The organism is Streptomyces sp. NBC_00310 (assembly GCF_036208085.1).
In the GTDB taxonomy this organism is placed as follows: domain Bacteria; phylum Actinomycetota; class Actinomycetes; order Streptomycetales; family Streptomycetaceae; genus Streptomyces.
In genome coordinates this window covers 9,312,868-9,331,872 of the sequence record NZ_CP130714.1, presented here as the reverse complement: position 1 = coordinate 9,331,872, position 19,005 = coordinate 9,312,868, and the positions used below count along the sequence as shown (strand labels likewise).

Genomic DNA, 19,005 nt, shown 5'->3' with positions numbered 1-19,005 from the left:
CCCAGCCCGCCACAGGCCCCGGCACGACCCGCCGGAGCCGATCGAAAGGAAAAACCCATGGCACTACTGGAGGACAAAGTCGTCCTCGTCAACGGCGGCAGCCAGGGCGTCGGCGCGGGCGTCGTCCGGGCGGCCCTGCGCGAGGGCGCGACCGTCGCCTTCACCGGCCGCCGAGCCGAGGTCGGCGAGCGGCTCGCGGCGGACACCGGCGCGACGTTCGTCCAAGCGGACCTGACGGACCCGGCGCAGGTGCGCGGCGCCGTGGAGCGGGTGATCGCCGCACACGGCCGGGTCGACAGCCTCGTCAACGCGGCCGGCCTGACCTCACGCGGCTCGCTCCTCGACACCTCGCCCGAACTGTTCGACGCGCACATCGCGATCAACCTGCGCGCCCCCTTCTTCGCCATGCAGGCCGTGGTCGAGCACCTGGTGTCCCGCACGGCGCCCGGCACGATCGTCAACATCGGCTCGAACTGCGCGCACGGCGGCCCGCCGCACCTGGCCCCGTACTCCGCCGCGAAGGCCGGCCTCGCGGGACTCACCCGCAACGCCGCCCACGCCCACCGCTGGGACCGCGTCCGGATCAACGACCTCAACATCGGCTGGACGGAGACCGAGGGCGAGGACGCGATCCAGCGCGAGTTCCACGACGCGGACGACGACTGGCGGGAACGGGCCGCCGCGGGCCTCCCGATGGGCAAGCTCGGCCAGGTCGACGAGATCGCCGACTTCGTGGTCTTCCTCCTGTCCGACCGCAGCGGCGTGGTCACCGGTTCGGTGATCGACTGGGACCAGAACGTCGTCGGCGCCTCGGACTGACCACTGACCTGCCTGTCAACCTGGTTCATCTGCACTTTCGAAAGGGACACTCGTCATGCGCATTGGCATCCTGGGGCTGGGCCGCATCGGCGCCTTCCACGCCGGGACTCTCGCCGGGCTGGACGTCGTGGAACAGCTGGTGGTCTCCGACCCGCTGGCCGCGGCCGCCGCCTCCGCCGCCGAGAAGTACGGCGCCACCGTGGCCGACTCGCCCGAGGCCGTCTTCGCCTCCGGCATCGACGGGGTCGTGATCACCGCCGCCACCGACGCGCATCCGGGACTGATCCTGGCCGCCGTCGAGGCGGGCATCCCGGTGTTCTGCGAGAAGCCGGTGGCGAAGACGGTGGAGGAGAGCCTCACCGTGCTGCGTGCCGTGCGCGACAGTGGCATCGAGGCCCAGATCGGCTTCAACCGCCGCTTCGACGCCGGCTGTGTGGCCGCCCGCGAGGCCGTCCTCAGCGGTGAGCTGGGCGCGCTGCACACCGTACGGTCGACCACCCTCGACCCCGCCCCGCCGCCGGCGGCCTATGTCGCGGTGTCGGGCGGCATCTTCCGGGACTGCGCGGTGCACGACTTCGACGTGGTGCGCTGGGTGACGGGCCGCGAGGTCGTCGAGGTGTACGCGACGGGCGGCAACAAGGGTGCGGAGTACATCAAGGAGGCGGGTGACGTCGACACCGCGTCCGCGCTCCTCACCTTCGACGACGGCACCATCGGCGTCATCTCCAACACCCGCCACAACGCCCGGGGTTACGACGTCCGTCTGGAGGTCCACGGCATGAAGGACAGCATCGCCGCCGGCCTCGACACCCAGCTCCCGCTGCGCTCCGCCGAGCCGGGCGTGACCTTCCCCGCCGGTCCCCCGCACACCTTCTTCATGGACCGATTCGCCCCCGCCTACCGCGCCGAACTCACCGCGTTCACCGAGGTCGTCGCCGGCACCCGCACCTCCCCCTGCACGGTCGCCGACGCCCTGGAGGCCAGCTGGATCGCCGAGGCGGCGACCCTGTCGGTGGCGGAGCACCGGCCGGTGCGGCTGGACGAGGTGCGGGGGGCGGCCGCCTAGGCACGGGCCGAGCACGCCTCGACGCACCCCTGCCGCGAGCCCTCTCCCTGCAGGGAGAGGGCTCGCGGCAGGGAGAGGGCTCGCGGCAGGGGTGGGCGGGTACTACGAGCATCGCTCCAAGCGGGCGGCGCCCCCGAAGCCCGGGCCAGGTCGGGCAGGGTCGCCGCTCACCATGGTGCGGCACGGGCCCAGGCCCCATAACTCCGCACAGCGGTTCTCCACATTCCACCGCCGGGCGAGGACTTCCCGATGGGTCCGTCACCCACGCAACAACACACCCGACCCCACTTGCGCCATCAAGGGCGGTTCCACATCCCCTTCGTACGCGAGATGGAGTTCGCTGCGCGCACGTGTGGCAAGCACGTAGTAGGTCATGCGCAGCGCGGCCGACGTGGGATCGGCTGCCGAGTCGGCGTGCGTGTCGGGGATGACCACCGTGTCGAACCCCAGCCCTTTGGCGCTCCTGCGGTGGACGAGCACGATGCCGGGACGGCCGAGGTCCAGCGTGCGGTAACGGCCGTCCCTCGCATCGGAGGTGTACAGCTGCGGTTTGAGCCGCGGTGCTCTGCGCTTCAGGGTGCCGAGCAACGAGAACTGGGTGTGCTTCGAGTGGACGATGACGCCGATGCTCCGTCCCGGATGCCTTTCCGCCAGCAGGACCAGCAGGTCGGCGGCGCCTCGTTCGGGCAGGTGATGAAGTCTCGGCGGGGGTCCCTGCCGGTCGGGAAGCGGAGGGGAGCCGGCTCCCGTGTGGAAGTGGGCCGCGAGAGACGCGATCTGGTACGTGTTGCGATGGTTGCCATCGATCTGGTACCGGCCGCACCGGCCGAGGCGCCCGGCGATCTCGGCGAGTGTGGAGTTCGTGTCGGCCAACCGCTGGCACTCGTCCGCGTACACCGTCATCCGTGCTCCCAGGAGTCGGCACAGGCGATAGAACTCGGGCGGCAGGTCCTGGCCCTCGTCCACGACCAGGGTGAGTCCCGGGACCGGCCCGCCCTCCACGACTCGTTCGAAGAGCGCGGGCCAGTCGAACCATCCGTCGTCGCTCTTCGGGGGCGTGCCGCCGTACCACTCGGCGAGCCAGGTGTGCGCGGTCCTCACGCGCACGCTTCGGTCCGCCGGGCCCAGCGTGTGCACGGCCCCGGCCAGTGACTGGCGCAGGAGATTCGAGTAGGTCAGCAGCACCGTCGGGGTGCCGGTGAGGGCGAGCATGACGGCCCGTTGGACCGCCAGGAGACTCTTGCCGCTGCCGGGCGGGCCGCTGATCAGGTGATGACCGTCGAAGGGCAGTCCGTCGAGGCTGGAGCGCTGCTCCGTGGTGAGGTCGAGGTAGGTGAGTGTCATGTCTCCTCCAGGGCGTCGGCGGCTGCGGAACGGGCAGCGGCGACGATGGACTCCAGGTAGCCCGGCACGTGTTCGCCGCCGACGACGAGGGCACGGTCGAGGAGGGTGTTGCCGGTCTCACAGCTGGTCTCGGGCAGCAGGGCACAGGCGTGGCAGGCCGCCCGGTTGAGGTTGCCGAATCCCTGACCTGTGTGTTCGGCGCACAGTGGGTCGGCCGAGCACCAGGCGGCGGCCTCCGTCATCCGCAGCAGCGTCTCGGCCGGTGTGTTCGCGCCCGGCACGGGCAGGCGCCGCGCGGCCGGGCGCGCCGTCTGCCTAACCCCCGCGCGTATGCCGGAGACGCCCCGCCCGCCTGCGCCTTGGCCTCCGGTGCGGCGGTCGCCGTACGGCCTCGAAGAGCCGTTGCCCGGCGAGGCGACGACCGTGGTCCGACCGTATGTCGTTCTCGCTGAGCGGGAGGGTGAGCGGGCACGGCAGCAGCAGCGCCGTGTCGTCATGGTCATGGCCGCCGACTTCGGCATCGACCTTGACCGGCATGTGGTCGGCGCTGAGGCGGTGGCCCGATGAGCGAGCGGAGCGAGCGCCCCGAGACCGTCCCGGGTGGGACGCGCGTGCCCGTGCGTATGTGTGTGCGCTGCTGTGCGATCACCGAAACGCCGGTCGTCGTCTCCGAGGTGCACCAGGGTTCCGGTCCCGGCTTCACGGTGTACGCGTGCCGGGACTGCGCCCCGCACTTCCCGCCCGTGCCTGATGTCCTGTCGCTGCCGCCCGCGTCCCACCGCGGCGGTGGCGAGCGGTGAGCCGCGGGCACACGGTGAGAGTCCCGCCCCTCGGCCACGGCCCGGTGCACGAAGCGTGCCGTCAGACGCGTGACGGACGTGTTCCGGCCCGGGGCGGTCGGCTTCCTGCCGATGCGGCACTGCACGCCCCCTGCCACACGTCGGGGGATGAACGGTGAAGGCCGGAACCCCTCCCGAACCGGGCAAGTCCCGCATAACCATCAGCACCTACCGCCTCGATGACGACGGGCGCCGGGTCAGCGTGGCTGCGACTGCGTACGCCCCCGGCACAGCCACGCTCCAGCCGGTGTCCCTCGTGTGGCCCCCGTGCCGCTGCCCGCGCTGCCGGACCGGCCACGGTCCACTCGGCCGGTAGCGGCTCCCGCAGACGGCCCGTGGACGGCGCCCACCCGCGAGGCACGCCAAGTAGCCCCGGCCGGCCGTTCGGCTGAGGGGGCACGGGCCACGGCCCCCAGAGCTCAACTCGGCTCTGGGGGCCGTGTGCTGCCCGGCCAGAGCAAGGAACCACAGTGCACAGGCCCGCGAGGACCGTGGTTGTGGCCGGGATGGCCCGCTGCCGGCTGTCCCGTTGCTACGGTCGCCCGTATGACGCTCTCGGTACCTTCGGCGCGTGCCGTCGACTTGCGGGTTGAACTGGTTGACGACGTTCTTGATCGCGTGGAGCGGTCCCTGCAGGTCCACTTGGATCAGGGCACGGTTGTCCGCAAACGGTGTCTCTAAGCACTTCTTTGGGCTCCGCTGCACCGAGTTCCTTTGGCTCCATGGGCAGGCTCGAGGGGGCGTGCGGGGAGGGTGTTCGCGCCCCTGTAGCAAGGTGATTCGGCCCCACTTCGATCGGGTGGTTCCGCTGGCCGGGACGGTTATCTGGCCGCCAGTGATCACTCCGCGTGAGCGGGCTGGCGTTGGCTTGCCAGGTGGAGCCCTGGCCTCACCGGGCCACGATGTGCGCCGCCCCGAACAGGCGCTTGGCCATGCCGAGGCGTTCATACGTGGCGATGGCCGGCGCGTTACCGGTGAGCACCATGAGCGCGGCGCGGCCGTGCTGGTTGACGAGGGCGTCCACGACGAAGCCGGACACGGCCCGCGCAAGACCGCGTCCGCGGGCGGCGGGGTGGGTGACCACCCCGCCCATGAACCCGCACCCGGCCGCGGACCACGCGTCCGCCGCCACCGCTAGCGGCTCCGCCCCGACGCTGCTGTCCACCTCGCCGACGACCCCGGCCCAGCGGCGCATGCCCGCGCGTCCCGGCTGCGCGTAGGAGTCAGGGAAGAAGCGGTCGAACAGCGAGGTCGCCTCCTTCTCCTCGTGGGCGTTCAGCCATCGCACGCCTGCGGCGGCGGCACCGGATGGGGACGTGGCCTCCATCCAGAAGAAGTTGTGGACCGGCGCCAGGTTGGGCAGCTGCCGCACCAGCGCATCGATCAAGGCAGCTTCCCCCAGGACTCGGTAGGACGGGCCGATCTCCTCCAGGATCCGCCGCACCAACACGGCCACGTCGGTGCCGTCGCCCTTGACCGCAAGCCGGTCCTGTTGAGGGTTCGGGCTCGCCACCGCCAGCGCCGCGCCGTGGCACCAGGCCCGTACCCCCGGCCCCAGGCCGTCACCGCCTTGTCCCTGGGCGGCCCAGACCGGATGTCCATCGCCGGCTGCGGCCTGCTCGATATCGCTGAGCCGTGCAAGTTCCTCCATACGCCGTGCTTACCAGGCGTTCTCGGAGGCCCGCTGTGACCCAGCCCTCATCGATCACCGACTGTGATCACGTATCTGGCCGTACCTGGGGAATGTGAAGTGGCCGCCGACAGCCAAGTGGAGCCAGATCAACTTCTCACTCCGCGGAGCCACTTCACCCCCGTGCACTGGAGACCAAACAGGTGCTTACAAACAAACGGTGCTCCCAGGGCTGGGCGATCGACGAGGAGCTGTGGGCCATCGACGGCACGGACTGCTCACCGTGCGACGACAAGGTCCCCGACAGCCACTGGCCCCGACTACAGTCGCCCCCGCCCTCACGGCTCCCCGAGGGCGGGGGCTCCCGCATCCCGACGACCAGAGGAACAGCTGTGCCCGTGCCGCACGACATCGCCGCCGAGACCGAACTGTGGGACGCGTACGCCGAGTCCGCGTTCAAGGACGACGCCGAGCCGTCGTTCTGCTGGACCCAGTACGCCGGCCACGGCCCCGGTCCCGAACTCCTCGGCAGCCCGGAGACCGTGCTCGAGATCGGATGCGGCACCGGCCGCGCTCTCGCCCACCTCGCACAACAAGGCGTCAAGGCCACCGGGGTCGACCTGTCGCCGCGCATGGTGGCGCTCGCGGGCGAGAAGTGGGCGCCGCTCGGGGTGCGGATCGAGCCGGGAGAGATCGTCGATTGGCTCGCCGCCGACGAGGGGCGGTACGACGCCGTGTACTCCATCTTCGGCGCGGCCTGGTTCACCGACCCGTCCCGCCTCTTCCCCCTCGTCCACAAGCACCTCGTCCCGGGCGGCGTCTTCGTGTTCTCCCAGCCGCCGGCCATCCCGGGCGCCTACGGGCCGCAGGGCATGTACAAGGGCGGGTTCGCGGGGAAGGCCATGTTCACGTACCGGTACAGCTACAAGCCCGCCGTGTGGGAGCGGCACCTGTTCCGGGCTGGTTTCACGTCCGCTGAGGCGACGGTGGTGGATGCCCCGAAAGCCGGGCACATCGGCACGCTCGTCGTCCAGGCCCGCGCCTGACAGTCGCGGCACGGCCCCGGCCGGGATCCTCCGTAGCCGACCGGGGCCACTTCATGGCCCACGGAACGCGGGAGTTGACCGTGCGCGCGGAGTTGAGCCAGCCGACTTTGGCGAGGATCGAGCGTTCACCCCGGTGTGAACGCTGGCGCCTTCTGCATGAGTTCCGGTAAGAACTCCTAACGGAATGCGCTCAGAACTCGGTGCGCGGCATGTGTCCAGAACCTCGTGAGTGCCGACGGAGCCACTCGATGAACTGACCGTGGCTGCGCTCGCGTTGGCGTGCCGGTCCGGGAGCTCGGGTTCAGCTCGCGGTCGAGTCCTTGGTCAGCGCGTCCATGAAGAGGTCGACGAGCGGACGGGCTTGCTCTTCGGTGCCGTGCTGCACGGAATAGGCGATGCCACCCATGAGGAGTAGGACATTGTCCGGGGCGACGTCCGTGCGCAGGCTTCCGTCTCGGGCGCCGGCCGCGAGGAGGCTGGCGACGGCGTCGGTAAGGAGTGCGCGGCTGTCGGAGTATGGATCGATGCCGGAGGCGATGACCGCGTTGAGGGCTTCGGACATTCCGCTCTTTGCCGTGGCGTAGCGGATGAAGTGTTCCATCCACATCCGGGTGGCCTCGGCGGCCGGGTGCTGGGTGAGAAGGTCGTTCACCTTCTCGCACACCTGGGTGAGTTGACGCCGGTAGGCGGCGTCGATGAGGACTTCCCGAGTCGGGAAGTGCCGGTAGAGCGTTCCGACACCGACGCCCGCCTGCTTGGCGATGGCGGCAGGCGCGGTGTCCAGCCCCTGCTCGGCGAAGGCCTGCGCGGCGACCTCCAGCAGGCGCTCCCGGTTCTGCAGCGCGTCACTCCTGGTGCGGCGGGGCGTGGCGGGCATGCGGGTTCCTTCGGTGTCGGTCTCCAGTTGCTTTCCGGAATCCGTTCCGCTTAGCTTTAAACGGAACAGATTCCGGTATCACTCTACTTCAGGAGACCCCCATGCCCGCTCCCTCCGACAAGGCCTCACGTCACTGGTTCGTCACCGGAGCCTCCGGTGGACTGGGCCGCCATCTCACCGAGCACGCCCTCCGGAACGGCGACCGCGTTACGGCGACGGTCCGCCGCCCGGCAGCTCTGGAAGACCTGCGCGAGACACACGGCGACCGGCTGGCTGTCGAGATCCTCGACCTCACGCGGCCGGCCGATGTGGACAAGGTGGTCGGCAGGACGCTCCGGTCCGGGCCGGTGGACATTGTGGTCAACAATGCCGGATACGCGGTTGTGGGCGCCGCCGAGGAAATGACCGTCGAGCAGATTCGCGACCAGATCGAGGTGCTCCTGCTCGCGCCGATGGTGATCACCCGCGCCTTCCTGCAGCCGATGCGCGAGCAGGGCGGTGGCCGGATCATCCAGATCTCCAGCGTGGGCGGCCAGGTCGGTATCCCCACTCACAGCTCCTATCACGCGGGCAAGTGGGGGCTGGAGGGCTTCACCGAGAGCGTCAGCCGCGAGGTCTCCGACTTCAACATTCACCTCACTCTGGTCGAGCCCGGCGCCACCCGCACAGGCTTCGCTTCGGCCCTGCAATACACCACCGAAACGACCGTCTACCGCGACAATGCCGTCGGCCAGACCCGGCACTACCTGGAAACCGCAGACGAGAGCGTCTTCACCGGCGATCCGGCCAAGCTCGCCGCCGCCATTTACGACACCACCCGCCACCCGAGCCCGCCACTGCGCCTGACTCTCGGCTCCGACACCTATAGCGCAATCCACGCGGCACTCACCGAACGTCTCACCGCGCTCGAGACCCAGAAGGATCTCGCTGAATCTGTCGCCTTCACCCACTGATCCGCCCCACCGGCACGACCCGTCAGGAAATCTCGCCGCCATTACGGCCTTGCGCATCTCTGCAACTTCGACGTCCGGAAGTCCGGCACGTCGCTCGATCACCGCCCACAGCTCGTCTTCGGCTTCCCACGGCTTCGGCCGCGCCACCGCACACCCCCAGGTCGTCAGTCCCGGAGTGATCCAACCAGCTCGAAGATCATTTCGTTAGGAGTTCTAAGAGTTCTGCCGCGCGTTTCGCCAGACGTGCGGGGTGACGTGTCGGGGGCCGGTAACTGCGGGGTGACGTTGGGGTGTTGGGGCGTCAGGCCTCCCGGTGCCCGCTCAGAACAGTGCCAGGCCCTCGCCGCTGGTGTCCGCGATGACTGGCCGGGACTGGGCGGGGAGGTCGTCCACGCGGTCGGGACCGGCCGCGGCGGCCACGGCGGGGGCCGTCTCGGCCAACCAGACGCGAAACCGCTCGACGGCTTCGCGGTAGGGGACGCGCGCCAAGACGCGGTGCTCGCCGGAGGGGCAGCAGTCGACGGCGACCGTGAGCAGGCAGGAACGGGGCGTGTTCTGACTGCCCGTCCAGGACACGCGCAGAACACCGCAGGGTGTGCGCCCGCGGGGGGCTCGGTGGGTCGGGCGCAGCGATCGGCAGGCTATGTGGGCGGTCCATGCGGCGAGGTGCGGCAGGGGCAGGGTGGTGCGGGCGCGGCAGCCGGGGCAGCGGTGCCAGTGGCGGAGCCAGTCGTCGGTGTCGGTGTGGAAGAGGCGTGTGTAGCGGTTCGCCACCCGGATGTCGTTGCTGTACAGGTGGTCGGGACGTTCCAGTGTGTTGCAGGACTGGCAGACGGGGGCGCGGACGTAGCCGTGTTCGTGGCAGTGGTCGAGCACCGTGGCGGGCGCGGTGCGGCAGACGGCGCACGCCCACCCGGCCACCCTGCGGGAGGTACCGGGCTTCCTGGTGAGCACCGAGTACAGCTGGCCTTCCAGCTCTGCGTTGTACGGGCGCGGTGAGGCGGTGGGGCCCTCGGGGCTCGTCGTCTGCCGACCGTCGACGTCTCGCCGACCGTCGGCGTCTCGGGCCCGCCGGGGGTGGGAGGGCGGCCCGGTGGCGGCTGCGCCTGCCCGGCGGGTCCGCGCGGCCTGCACCCACTGCGCTTCGGCGTGCTCGGCCGCGTCGAGCAGCCTGACCATGGCGCGCGGCAGCCACCACGTGCGCTGTGTCCCGTCGCGGGTCTGCTCCACGAGCATCTGTCGCCAGTCGATCCCCGCCAGATGGTACGGCCGGCCGAGGTCACGTCGTGCTGCCCGCTCGGGGCCGCCCACCTCCCGCAGTTCCCCCGTGATGCGCCGGCGCCAACGCAGCGGCGTCTCCTCGTCGCACTCCTGCCTCGGCGCCCCACGAAACGGACCGATGCGGACCAGGTCCTGCCGGTCCATTCCCACCGCGTTCAGTTCCGCGGCCGCCCGGCGCACCTCACCCTCCGGGACACTCCACTGACCGCCGCTCGCCCTCAGCGTCGCCACCACATGGCCGCCGAGCAGGACGTACCCCACCCGGGCATGGGCAGGAGAGCGGGTGAATGCCCCAGAAGCCGTCGGCACAGCACTGTCGGCCGTCAGATGGACCCACAGAGCGTCCGCGGCACCCAGGGTGATCAGGCCGTCCGTGCGACCGGGCATGACACGCTCCGACATACCCACAGGCTAACGGCGCCGACGCGGCAACGGGCTTCCAGGCGCCGACCGTTGGGGCGTGGAGCCGTACCCGCCGAGCGGCAGGACCGCCTGGGCTGACACCCCAGCGCGTACACAAATTCGGATCCCCGGAAATCGCGCAAGCGCGTTGACGACGTTAACAAGCTACCGTCATGCTTGAGGCGCCAACAACGCGCATCGATAGCACGCGTGGCCCCTTCCGCCGCACCCAGCAACGGGAACAGAGCGGTTGAACTTACTGGTTCGCGCAGGGTCATGGGTCATTGAGGGGGAGATCGTGCCATTCTTCATACCAGTCCTACTCATCGGTGTCGGTGTGGCGACCGGTGGTAGCGGGGCCATCCTCGGCGGCAAAGGCTTCCACGACCTGAAGCGTTCGAGGGAGCGGCTCAAGGAGGCGGGCCAGGGCTACGAGCGACGCCGAGCCCAGACCGAGGACGAACTGGCGGCGACGAACACCGCCCTTGAGGCGCTGGGGGAACAGCAGAGGCAGGCGTTCACCGATGTCGTCGTACGCATGGGCGACTTCCTGCGTCGCCACGAGCGGCAGGTGCGCGAGAGCGAGCGGCTGCTGGTGGAGGGCGTCGACGCCACCATGACCAAGATCCCCGGGCTTCGCGGCCTCGATGTCGACGCGGTGGGATGGATCGGTGGGGCTCTCGGATCCGCGGCGGCAGGAGCGGGCGCAGGTGCTGGGATCACGGCGGCAGCGAGCAGCTTCGGAGTCGCGAGTACCGGAGTGGCGATCTCGGGCTTGACGGGCGCCGCGGCCGAAAGTGCGGCCCTCGCCTTCCTGGGTGGTGGGTCGCTTGCATCAGGTGGCGGCGGGATGGCCCTGGGAGCCACGGCGCTCAACTTCGTCACCATCGGTCCCGCGCTGCTCGTCGGTGGACTGGTCGTCAAGGGCCAAGGCACGAAGGCGCTCACCCGGGCGAGGGAGTTCGAGGCGCAGATCGCCGTGGCAATGGCTGAGCTCGACGAGACGGACGCCCGCCTGAAGGGCGTCGACGCCCGCGCCGCGGAACTGCGCGGGCTTCTCACGGACCTCACCTTCCGAGTGCTCGACGCGCTGGAGCTTCTGGAGTCCGAGCCGTTCGATCCACCGAGGCACGCCGCGCGCTTCCAGCGGGCCATGACACTGACCATGGCGGTCCGCGACGTGGCTGCGACTCCGATTGTCGACAGTGAAGGCAAGTTGGACGAGCGCAGCGCAAGCCTCACCATCAGATACAGACCCTTGACCGAGGAGACTCATGATGGCTGACCGGCCCAAGGTGCATGTAGGCAAGGTCGTCAACGCGGCCAAGGGCTCCGTTCGTGCGATGGACGGCTTCGCCGCGTTGAACCAGATTGTCGACGCCGCCCGAGAGTGCATCCACGTTCACGAGGTTGAGAGCACCAAGAGAGCCCGGCTGGAGGCCTACGAAGCCACGGAAGTCGCTCGGATCCGGGCCGCTGAAGCCGTCCTCAAGGAGTACTTCGCACAGGCATTCGCGGAACGACGCAACCTCTACGAGGAGATGTTCGCCCGGCTGGACAGAGCACTCGACGAGGGCAACGGCGAAGTGCTGCACACCGTCGTGCGGGGGATCGTCGACATCGCCAAGAGCTCGCCGCTCGCGGACATCGGAGACCTCTCTCAGGTCCGGGCGGCACTGGACGACCCGGATCAAATATGGGAGCTCTGACCGCAACGAGTTAAGAGATGACACCGCTGCCGGGACACGAGCCGTTCCGGCAGCGGCGCAGGTCTCCAGGTACACATCACCACGAACGGCTTCCGGAGCTCATCCCTTGACGGGTCAGTGACGGAGCCCTGCGGCGGCGACTACGCCGGCCGATACACGGCCTGGTCCAGGTCCGGCCTCACGATCACACTGTCCTGGGCGAGCTCGCGCAGGTTGCGGCGGGCCTCCTTGCCCGCGGCTTCGTCGTCCGTCGGCCGGTACCCGGCGACTCGTAGAGCCAGTACGGCACGTTCGGTGTCCCAGGTGCCTCCCAGCGCCTGGATCACCGCGGCGAGCGCCTGCTTGTGCGTCAGCGGCTTCTCAGTCATCTCACCCTCCCCTTCCGAAAACCGCCACAGCATGACACACGGCGGCAGGGCTCCTCCTGGCCACATCAGCTCAGAAGCGGAAACCGAAGAGACCGCCCCTCCTCGCCCTCATCCGTCAGCCGCGGCTCGATGATGCGGTCCTCGACGCTGAAGCCGCGCTGGACCGCCTTGGAAAGGTCGCATCTGCCGGCCGAGCGTGACCCCCAACTCCTGGTAAGCCCGCTCCAGGTGGCTGGTGTCAGGATCGGCGGCCTCCGACACCGATTTCTGAAGGTCCAGATTGCGCCGGTCCGTGATGTCCTCGTTGGGGATGGATCGGGCCCGGCGGTTGATGTCGTCCGCCGGGCCCACAGGCGCCGGCCCCGATCCACCACCGGGCTCGGAACGCTGCTGGGCACACCCCGCACGGCACAATGGGCACCGTGAGCGACAACAGTACGGATCTTGCCGACCTCCTGGGCACGCAGGAGTCCGCGTCCCTTGAGTTCAAGCGCACCGCGAAACGCGAGGGGAGACGTGGAGACGCCATCGGAAACGCGGTGTGCGCCATGGCCAACGATTTGTGCGGCCGTGGGGGCGGCGATGTCCTCATCGGTGTGGACGACAAGGGGCGCCCGGTCGACGATGTCGACCTGAGCGACCGGGCGCTCCTTCAGCTCACCGAGCTGCGGGACGACGGCCGTATCCTCGACCGCCCGTCGCTCACCGTCGATCGGGCCGTCTTCCGGGGGAAGCCGGTCATCCGGCTCCATGTCGAGGCCTGCGCGACCCCACCAGTCCGGTTCGAGGGCGTCATCTGGGTCCGTCCCGGCCCCACCACGCGCAGGGCGAGCCGCGAGGACGAGCGCGTGCTGGCGGAGCGGCGTCGCGCCAAGGACATCCCGTTCGACACACGGCCGCTGTCTCTTGCCCGCCTCGACGACCTGGACCTCGACCTGTTCCGGCAGTCGTATCTGCCTTCCATGGTCGCGCCCGAGGTCATCGAGGAGAACGGCCGTCCGGTGGACCTCCAGCTGTCGTCCCTCCACCTCATGACGCCGGAAGGTACGCCGACCGTGCTCGGCCTGCTCACCGTCGGCCTCGACCCCGGGAGCCACATTCCCGGGGCGTACCTCCAGTTCGTCCGCTATCAGGGCACGGACCTCGACGCCCCCGTCGCGGACGAGCAGGAACTGCGGCAGAACCTGGTCGGGCTGTCGGCCCGGCTCGAACCCCTCCTGCGGAGCAATCTGCGCACCCGCCTCGTGGAGGACGGCTTCCGCGAGACGCCCCGCCCGGACTATCCGCTGGAAGCACTGCGGGAACTCTGCATGAATGCCCTCATGCACCGGAACTACGAGACCTCGTACGCGCCGACCCGCATCGTGTGGTTCGACGACCGCATCGAGGTAACCAACCCCGGTGGGCCTTTCGGGCAGGTCCGGGACGACAACTTCGACCGGGTCACCGACTACCGCAATCCTTCCCTTGCCGCCGCGATGAAGGGCCTCGGCTATGTGAACCGGTTCGGCCGGGGTATCGGCCGGGTGAGGAAGGCGCTGGAGACCAACGGAAACCCGCCCGCCGAGTTCCAGGTAGACGACACGTCCTGGGCCGTCGTCATCCGGAGGGCCGCATGACCTCGATCGCGCTGTTCAACAACAAGGGCGGTGTGGGCAAAACAACCCTCACCTATCACCTCGCCCACATGATCAGGCGACTCGGCCTGAGTGTGCTGGCGGTCGATCTCGATCCCCAGGCCAACCTCACGTCGATGTGCCTGGAGGAGACCGAGATCGAAGAGCTCTGGGAGAACTCTTCGGAGCTCATCAACCAGGGAGCGGCCATGGCGGGCCTACCGGGCACGGGGCGGGTGCGCAGCGGCCAGACCATCGCCGACGCCGTCCGTCCCATCCTGGAGGGCACGGGCGACATCGCGGTCGTCGAGCCGGCCCGGCTCCAGCCGGACCTATGGCTGCTGCCGGGGAGTCTCGACCTGAGCCGTTTCGAGGACAAACTGTCCAATGAATGGTCACGCGCATATGCGGGCGATGTCGCGGCCATTCGCACGTCCACGTCGTTCCACCGCATCATCGAGCAGGCGGCGCGAGCCGTGGACGCCGATATCGTACTGATCGACGTGGGCCCCAACCTGGGTGCCATCAACCGGGCCGCGCTGATCTCGGCAGACACCGTACTGATGCCCCTGGCCGCGGACCTGTTCTCCCTGAAGGGCCTGAGCAACCTGGGCCCGACGCTGCGCCAGTGGCGCAGCGACTGGCAGTCCCTCGTCCTGCCCAGAGTGCCCGAGACCATTTCCGCTCCTCGCGCGAGCATGCAGCCGCTGGGGTACGTCATCATGCAGCCGGAAATGCGCCTCGACAGGCCGGTCAAGGCGTACCAGCGATGGCTCCAGCGCATTCCCTGGGTCTACTCCTCGGCGGTCCTCGGCGAGTCCCCGCCCTCGCGCGGGGACGACAGCCACCGCATCGCCACGATGAGGAACTACCGAAGCCTGATGCCCCTGGCGCACGACGCGCGCAAGCCCATGTTCGATCTGAGGCCGGCCGACGGTGCGCTGGGCAGCACCCAGCAGTACGTGAAGACCTGCTTCAAGGAGTTCAAGGCGCTGTCCGAAGGAGTTCTCGCCAGGGTCGAAGACCTTCCCCGGGGCACGGGCGACGCGTCGACGGCTGATCGGCGGTAAGCCTTCGGCGACTACGTCCAGGCGCGTTCGCAAGATCGCCTCAACCAGTCTTCCGCGACGGTCGTCTCACATGCCGGCTCTCGCGAGCAGGATCTGCAACGCCGCCGGTTTGACCTTCTGCACGGACCGAACCTGGCCGAGTTCCAGGTCGCCCCGGCCCACCGGGTTGCCGTACAGAGTGTCCGTGGGCCCGGTCAGCAGGGTCACGTCGACCCGGTAGGAGAAATCGGGGTCGTCGGGGTCCTCACGCGGCTCCCTGTCGACCTCGGCCACCGCGGCCACCGCAGACTCAGGTTGACTGAAGAAGAACCACAGGCGGTCGCCAGGGTTCATGCGGTTTCGTCTGCTGAGCCAGAGGTCAAGCTCGGGGTCCTCGTGGGCGAGACGGCGCACGGTCTCCTTGTCGGAGGGCTCCCCGTCGAGGGTGTCCTTGTTCGGATTGAGGATGTAGATCCAGTCCTGCACGATCTCTCCCATCGCCCTGGCGCCCGCCGCCCAGGAGGCCACCTCGACGTGCTGAGCATCGTGCCAGCCACCTGAGTCGCACGCAGGAAGTTGCCCAACCTCGCCGCGCGATGGGGACGCCACCGCGCGCTCCGGCATCATGGCCTCCATGACGAACGCGGTGGATGTGCGCACGGCGGCGGCCGAGTTCGACCGGACCTCCGTGGCGGACGTCGAGGCGACTGCCGAGGACGAGCGCAAGCAGGTGCTGGCCCAGTTCCCGTTGGAGGAGTGGGCGGAGTTGCCGCTGGAGCGCTACGCGCTCGGGCAGGCCGCGCCGCCCGGGTCGGCGCCGACGTACTGCCGGCTGCTGGAGTTCCTCACCCCGAGTCTGGGCAGCATCAGGGGCGGCAGTGCCGCGAAGCACATCATGTACCACCACAACTCCGGCGAATGGCGGCTGGCCGCTCCGCTGAGGGGAATGGATCCGCAGGAGGCCTGGGCGGAACTGCGCGGACAGTTCGTCCGGGCCTTCGACGCCGTCGGGGCAGGAGACTTCGAGGCGCTGGACGACCTCGAAGTGCTGCGGTACGGGCCGACGTTGGTGACGAAGTCCCTGGCGACCTACTTCCCCCAGCACTTCCTGCCGATCTACGCGGCCGAGCATCTGCGGACGTTCGTCACGCTGCTCGGCGGCGAGGCGCAGGCCGGCGTCCCCGCCTCGCGCACGAACCGGCAACTGCGAGAACTCGTGCGGACCCGTGAGGAGTTCGAGGGCTGGACGGGACAGGAGGTGATGCGCTTCCTGTACAAGCACTTCAACCCCCGGCAACGCACCATCTGGAAGATCGCGCCCGGCGAGCGCGGCCGTCTGTGGGAGGAATGCCGGGACGGCTCATTCATCTGCGTCGGGTGGGACGAGCTCGGCGATCTCGGCCAGTACCAGAGCGACACCGAGCTGAAGCAGGCATTGGACGCGCACTGGCCGCGCAGCAGTGGTGGCAGCCTGACCCTCGCCCGCCGACTGCTGGCCTTCCGAGACCTGGAGGCGGGAGACCGGGTCGTCGCCAACCGCGGTATGGACGAGGTCCTGGCCACCGGCAGGGTGGACGGGAGCTACCGCTACGACCCGGACCGGCCGGCGTTCCACCACGTCGTCCCGGTGACCTGGGACCTCTCCCACGCGCAGAAACTGCCGAAGCCCCAGCATGGGTGGCGGTCCACCTTCGCCAAGGTCGACGCGTCCCTCTTCGCCAGGTTCACCGCACGCAACGCCGACTCCGGCTCCGGCTCCGACTCCGTCCCGGATACGGGCCAGGCGCAGACGGGCACGCCGGTCGCGCTGCCCGAAGACGTACAGGCCGTGTTGGACGCGCTGGAGCGCAAGGGGCAGGTGATCCTGCACGGGCCGCCCGGTACGGGCAAGACCCGGCTCGCGCTCGGCGCCGCCCTCGCCCTGGACGGCCACGCGGACGTACTCGGTGCCGATGCCCGCCAACGTGCCGAGGCGCAGGTCGAGATGCTGCACGGCGAGCGTGTCCGCATGGTCACCTTCCATCCCTCCTACGGCTACGAGGACTTCGTCGAGGGCTTCAAGCCGGAGCTGAGCGCCACCGGCCCGGGGCTCACCCTCGCCCTCACGGACGGCCTGTTCCACAACCTGTGCCGCCGGGCCGCCGCCGATCCCGACCAGAAGTTCTTGCTCGTCATCGACGAGATCAACCGCGGTGACCTGCCGCGGATCTTCGGCGAGTTGATCACGCTCCTCGAACTCGACAAGCGGAACCTGCCGGTCTCCCTGCCCGTCAGCAGGCGACGCTTCTCCGTACCTCCGAACGTCCGGGTCATCGGCACGATGAACACCGCCGACCGGAGCATCAGCCACCTGGACGCCGCGGTCCGCCGCCGGTTCGCCTTCCTGCCCGTGGGCCCGGACCCGGACGCGGTTGCCGGGACCGTGGGTCCCCTTGACCTGGCCGCGTTCTTCGAGTCCCTCAACATGCGCATCGCCCGCCATCTCGACGCCGACCACCAGATCGGGCACGCCTACCTGCTGCGCGACGGAGAGCCGATCGCCACCGAGGAGGATCTGGCGGCGGCCTTCCACCACGAGGTGATCCCGCTCCTGGAGGACTACTGCCTCGGCCGGGCGGACCTGTTGCACCGTATCCTCGGCGGCCTGGTGGACGCCGAGACCGGGCGTCCGCTCCTCATGCCCCCGCAGGACCTGGCGGACGCGCTGGCGACCGAGTTCACCAGCGGCGTTCCCGGCCCGGATGCCTGACCGCACCCCGGTCCAGCTCGGCGAGTACGAGTCCGCCCCGCTGGAGCCCGATCAGCTCACTCCCCGGGACGTCGACCGCCTGCACGCCCTCCAGGCACGGGGCTGCCTCACCCTGACCAGGGAGCGCACCGGGTGGCGGCTCAAGGCCGACGCGACCGTCGGGGTCCTGGTCCTGGACCGTGTCCGCGTGGTCGTCGCACCCAAGTTCGCCATTCCCGGAGAGCAGCTCATGAGCTGGCTCGCCTACGCCCTCGGCGCGCCCGTCCCGGCGACGGCCAGGCGGTGGGCCACCGGCCCCGACGGTTACGCCGACCTGGTCGCCGCCGCCCTGCACGAAGAGTGCGAGCGGCTGCTGCGCGAGGGAGTGCGCCGGGACTACGTACGCCGCCGGAGCGTCGAACCAGTACTCCGGGGACGCCTGGACATCGCCGCCCAGGCCACCCGCCGCTACGGGCAACTGGACCAGCTGCACGTCCGCACCTTCGACCGGGAGGCGGACATCTGGGACAACCGTGTTCTGGGGAGCGCAGTGAAGGCAGCGCTCGGCCTGACCGCCAGTCCCGACCTTGCGCGCGCCCTGCACGGCGCCGCCGGCGCCTTTCCGCAGGCCCCGACCCCGGCCGCGGCGCTCCGCGCCCTGGACCGCACCCACTACACCCGCCTCAACGCCCGCTACCGGCCCGCCCACACCTGGGCCCGCCTGCTGCTGCGCGGTGGAGGCGTGACCGACCTGCTCACCGACCACGGCACCACGGCGGACGGACTCCTGCTCAGAATGCCCGCGCTCTGGGAGGCCGTCGTCCGCCGTCTCGGCACCGAGGCCGTCGGCCCGCACGGCGGCCACGCCGTACCCGGCGGAAGCGGCGTCGGCATCACGGTCCGCGGAGACCTGGGCAGCGCCTCGACCTTCCGGCCCGATCTCCTGCTCAGCCTTCCGGGACTTCCAGGACACGACGCGGCACATCGCACGCTGCTGCCTGTGGACGCCAAGTACAAGCGTTACGACCGCCACGGCGTGAGCGCGGCCGACGTCCACCAGGTCCTCACCTACGGAAGCGGCTACGCGTCCGCCGACGCCTCGACGGCCGTCATCGTCCATCCCCAGCCGGGCAGTCACGCCCGGCGAACCCTCCAGGTGCGCGGCCCCAGCGGCCTGTTGGGCACCATCCACGTCCTCGGCGTCGACACCCGCAGCACGCCGGAGCAGGCGACGAAGTGGATCGGCTCAGTACTGCACTGACCGACACGGAGTACGCG

At 69.8% G+C, this 19,005-nt stretch carries 19 protein-coding genes; 12 read left to right on the top strand and 7 right to left on the bottom strand.

The window, feature by feature from the left end:
• Positions 1-57 precede the first annotated feature (57 nt).
• A complete protein-coding gene (locus OG202_RS40715) occupies positions 58-819 on the top strand; it encodes an SDR family oxidoreductase (RefSeq protein WP_327726870.1) in 762 nt (253 codons plus the stop codon).
• 55 nt (positions 820-874) lie between these two features.
• Complete coding sequence (locus OG202_RS40710) at positions 875-1,885, top strand: Gfo/Idh/MocA family protein (RefSeq protein WP_327726871.1); 1,011 nt, start codon at positions 875-877, stop codon at positions 1,883-1,885.
• A 258-nt stretch (positions 1,886-2,143) separates the two neighbouring features.
• On the opposite strand, the gene OG202_RS40705 is transcribed toward OG202_RS40710, so the two are convergent.
• Both OG202_RS40705 and OG202_RS40700 read right to left on the bottom strand, forming a co-directional pair.
• A complete protein-coding gene (locus tag OG202_RS40705) occupies positions 2,144-3,229 on the bottom strand; it encodes a DNA helicase (RefSeq protein ID WP_327726872.1) in 1,086 nt (361 codons plus the stop codon).
• Positions 3,226-3,471, bottom strand: a complete 246-nt coding sequence (locus tag OG202_RS40700) for a hypothetical protein (protein ID WP_405959937.1) — start codon at positions 3,469-3,471, stop codon at positions 3,226-3,228. The genes OG202_RS40705 and OG202_RS40700 overlap by 4 nt, the downstream gene beginning before the upstream one ends.
• A 181-nt stretch (positions 3,472-3,652) precedes the next feature.
• On the opposite strand from OG202_RS40700, the gene OG202_RS40695 reads away from it, so the two are divergent.
• Positions 3,653-3,796 (top strand): hypothetical protein, encoded by a 144-nt coding sequence (locus OG202_RS40695; protein ID WP_327726873.1) that lies wholly within the window; start codon positions 3,653-3,655, stop codon positions 3,794-3,796.
• The gene (locus OG202_RS40690) at positions 3,793-4,029 is read left to right on the top strand and encodes a hypothetical protein (RefSeq protein ID WP_327726874.1); all 237 of its coding nucleotides are present in this window, start codon (positions 3,793-3,795) and stop codon (positions 4,027-4,029) included. The genes OG202_RS40695 and OG202_RS40690 overlap by 4 nt, the downstream gene beginning before the upstream one ends.
• A 928-nt stretch (positions 4,030-4,957) precedes the next feature.
• Here the strand turns inward: OG202_RS40690 and OG202_RS40685 are convergent.
• Positions 4,958-5,719 (bottom strand): GNAT family N-acetyltransferase, encoded by a 762-nt coding sequence (locus OG202_RS40685; protein ID WP_328224385.1) that lies wholly within the window; start codon positions 5,717-5,719, stop codon positions 4,958-4,960.
• A gap of 371 nt (positions 5,720-6,090) precedes the next feature.
• Here OG202_RS40685 and OG202_RS40680 point away from each other — a divergent pair, with 371 nt between their 5' ends.
• Positions 6,091-6,744, top strand: coding sequence for a class I SAM-dependent methyltransferase (locus OG202_RS40680; RefSeq protein ID WP_328224780.1), 654 nt, complete (start codon positions 6,091-6,093; stop codon positions 6,742-6,744).
• Positions 6,745-7,045: 301 nt separating this feature from the next.
• Here the strand turns inward: OG202_RS40680 and OG202_RS40675 are convergent, their stop codons facing one another.
• Positions 7,046-7,621 (bottom strand): TetR/AcrR family transcriptional regulator, encoded by a 576-nt coding sequence (locus tag OG202_RS40675; RefSeq protein WP_328224384.1) that lies wholly within the window; start codon positions 7,619-7,621, stop codon positions 7,046-7,048.
• Between the two features lie 101 nt (positions 7,622-7,722).
• On the opposite strand from OG202_RS40675, the gene OG202_RS40670 reads away from it, so the two are divergent.
• Positions 7,723-8,574 carry an SDR family oxidoreductase gene (locus OG202_RS40670; RefSeq protein ID WP_326574703.1) on the top strand — a complete coding sequence of 284 codons (852 nt, stop codon included), beginning with the start codon at positions 7,723-7,725 and terminating at the stop codon, positions 8,572-8,574.
• A 321-nt stretch (positions 8,575-8,895) separates the two neighbouring features.
• On the opposite strand, the gene OG202_RS40665 is transcribed toward OG202_RS40670, so the two are convergent.
• A complete protein-coding gene (locus tag OG202_RS40665) occupies positions 8,896-10,257 on the bottom strand; it encodes an endonuclease domain-containing protein (RefSeq protein WP_327726878.1) in 1,362 nt (453 codons plus the stop codon).
• A gap of 298 nt (positions 10,258-10,555) precedes the next feature.
• Here OG202_RS40665 and OG202_RS40660 point away from each other — a divergent pair, with 298 nt between their 5' ends.
• On the top strand, positions 10,556-11,542 hold the full coding sequence (locus OG202_RS40660) for a hypothetical protein (RefSeq protein ID WP_327726879.1): 987 nt from the start codon (positions 10,556-10,558) through the stop codon (positions 11,540-11,542).
• On the top strand, positions 11,535-11,966 hold the full coding sequence (locus OG202_RS40655) for a hypothetical protein (RefSeq protein WP_328224383.1): 432 nt from the start codon (positions 11,535-11,537) through the stop codon (positions 11,964-11,966). The genes OG202_RS40660 and OG202_RS40655 overlap by 8 nt, the downstream gene beginning before the upstream one ends.
• A gap of 140 nt (positions 11,967-12,106) precedes the next feature.
• Here OG202_RS40655 and OG202_RS40650 read toward each other — a convergent pair whose 3' ends face one another.
• A complete protein-coding gene (locus OG202_RS40650; RefSeq protein ID WP_327726881.1) occupies positions 12,107-12,334 on the bottom strand; it encodes a hypothetical protein in 228 nt (75 codons plus the stop codon).
• A gap of 413 nt (positions 12,335-12,747) precedes the next feature.
• Between OG202_RS40650 and OG202_RS40645 the strand changes: the two genes are divergently transcribed.
• Positions 12,748-13,953, top strand: a complete 1,206-nt coding sequence (locus OG202_RS40645; RefSeq protein WP_327726882.1) for an ATP-binding protein — start codon at positions 12,748-12,750, stop codon at positions 13,951-13,953.
• Positions 13,950-15,020, top strand: a complete 1,071-nt coding sequence (locus OG202_RS40640; protein ID WP_327726883.1) for a ParA family protein — start codon at positions 13,950-13,952, stop codon at positions 15,018-15,020. Before OG202_RS40645 ends, OG202_RS40640 begins: the two co-directional genes overlap by 4 nt.
• A gap of 66 nt (positions 15,021-15,086) precedes the next feature.
• Here the strand turns inward: OG202_RS40640 and OG202_RS40635 are convergent, their stop codons facing one another.
• Positions 15,087-15,635 (bottom strand): hypothetical protein, encoded by a 549-nt coding sequence (locus OG202_RS40635; RefSeq protein ID WP_328224382.1) that lies wholly within the window; start codon positions 15,633-15,635, stop codon positions 15,087-15,089.
• Between OG202_RS40635 and OG202_RS40630 the strand changes: the two genes are divergently transcribed.
• Both OG202_RS40630 and OG202_RS40625 read left to right on the top strand, forming a co-directional pair.
• The gene (locus OG202_RS40630) at positions 15,634-17,748 is read left to right on the top strand and encodes an AAA family ATPase (RefSeq protein WP_327726885.1); all 2,115 of its coding nucleotides are present in this window, start codon (positions 15,634-15,636) and stop codon (positions 17,746-17,748) included. The genes OG202_RS40635 and OG202_RS40630 overlap by 2 nt on opposite strands.
• Positions 17,741-18,988, top strand: coding sequence for an McrC family protein (locus OG202_RS40625; protein WP_328224381.1), 1,248 nt, complete (start codon positions 17,741-17,743; stop codon positions 18,986-18,988). The genes OG202_RS40630 and OG202_RS40625 overlap by 8 nt, the downstream gene beginning before the upstream one ends.
• Positions 18,989-19,005: the final 17 nt, after the last annotated feature.